The sequence below is a fragment of the Allobosea sp. TAB14 genome (assembly GCF_052113865.1).
In the GTDB taxonomy this organism is placed as follows: Bacteria; Pseudomonadota; Alphaproteobacteria; order Rhizobiales; family Beijerinckiaceae; genus Allobosea; species Allobosea spartocytisi.
Map to the genome: position 1 here is coordinate 1 of NZ_JBFRDQ010000357.1, position 1,510 is coordinate 1,510.

3 protein-coding genes are annotated in these 1,510 nt (G+C 67.1%); all 3 read left to right on the forward strand.

Annotated elements, in window-relative coordinates:
* A partial coding sequence (locus tag AB4Y99_RS27565) for a J domain-containing protein (protein ID WP_441525591.1) occupies nucleotides 1-741 on the forward strand: 741 nt, incomplete at its 5' end.
* The gene (locus tag AB4Y99_RS27570) at nucleotides 741-1,022 is read left to right on the forward strand and encodes a chaperone modulator CbpM (RefSeq protein WP_441525592.1); all 282 of its coding nucleotides are present in this window, start codon (nucleotides 741-743) and stop codon (nucleotides 1,020-1,022) included. The genes AB4Y99_RS27565 and AB4Y99_RS27570, both read left to right, overlap by 1 nt.
* 159 nt (nucleotides 1,023-1,181) lie before the next feature.
* A complete protein-coding gene (locus AB4Y99_RS27575; protein ID WP_038358963.1) occupies nucleotides 1,182-1,436 on the forward strand; it encodes a DUF2171 domain-containing protein in 255 nt (84 codons plus the stop codon).
* Nucleotides 1,437-1,510: the final 74 nt, after the last annotated feature.

Sequence of the window (1,510 nt, forward strand, 5' to 3'; positions counted from 1 at the left end):
CTGCTGAGCGACGCCGACAAGCGCAAGCGCTTCGACGCCGGCGAGATCGACGCCTCCGGGGCGGAACGGCCGCAGCAGCACTTCTACCGGGATTTCGCGACCTCGGACCAGGGCAATCCTTATGCCGATGCGTCGGGCTTCGCCGATTTCATCGACGAGGACGATGCCTTCGCCGAGCTTCTGCGGCGCAGCCAGCGGGCGCGGGCGAACCGCCGCGGGCAGGATCTGCACTACCATCTGGCCGTCGACTTYGCGGACTCGATCRCCGGCGCGACCAAGCGGCTGAATCTGCCGGATGGYAGCACGATCGACGTGACGATCCCGCCGGGTCTCGTCGACGGCCAGACACTGCGGCTCAAGGGCAAGGGCGCGCCCGGCACTGGCAAGGGTGGGCCAGGCGACGCCCTGATCGAGGTCGAGGTCAGGCCTGAYCGGCGCTTCACCCGCGAGGGTGACGACATCACGCTGGAGCTGCCGATYTCGCTGACGGAGGCGGTTCTCGGTGGGCAGGTGCGGGTGCCGACGCCGACAGGCGACGTGACGATGTCGGTGCCGAAGGGCTCGAATACCGGGACGAAGCTGCGCCTGCGCGGYAAGGGCGCGCCTCGGCGCGGCGGCGGCCAGGGCGACCAGTTCGTCACGCTRAAGGTGGTCCTGCCGAAATCGCCGGGGCCGGARCTGGAGGCGTTCGTGTCGAGCTGGAAGGACAGGGATTACGATCCGCGCGAGGCGAGGGCGTGATGAGGATGACCAAGCAGGAGTTCCTGACCTCCTCGGGGCTGCAGGTTCAGGTGCTGGAGTTCTGGCTGGAGCAGCGCTGGCTCCTCCCGGAGGAGGCCGARGCCGGGATGTTCTTCAGCGAGRCCGAYGTGGCGCGCGCGCACTTCATCCGGCAGCTCAAGGACGATCTCGGCGCCAATGATGCGGGCATCGACGTGATCCTGCATCTCGTCGACCAGGTCCATGGCYTGCGGCGCGTCCTTGTCGAGCTGCGCGAGGGCATGAAGGGGCGGCAGGACTAGCGGGATGGCAGGCACCGACCCGTGCCAGGCGGTGCGGGCGCCGAAAGCTGGCGGCCGGGATGGAACAGAGCTGCAGGACGGGCGGTTATGGCCCTTGTCCGTCGTGGCGCGCCGATTGGCCTGAGCGGGGACAGACTTCAACCCAGAAGGACGCTCGAGATGAACGACAAGGTCAGGGAGAACATGGATGTCATCGGCGCGGACGGCGTCCATGTCGGGACGGTCGATCGCGTCGAGGCGCAACGCATCAAGCTCAAGAAGAGCGATGCTTACGGCCGGCATGAGGGCCACCATCACTATATCGAGCTCGGTTTCGTTGCCGGTGTCGAAGGCAACAAGGTCCGCCTCTCCGCCAATGCGGATATCGCCGTGACGCTCGAAGAAGAAGCGACGGGAAAACCGGTCGATCTGTGACGGGCGCCGGCCGCGACCGCAAGCCGGCTGCGGCCGCTGCATTTTGGGAGGATCGGGAGCGATGCAGCAATACG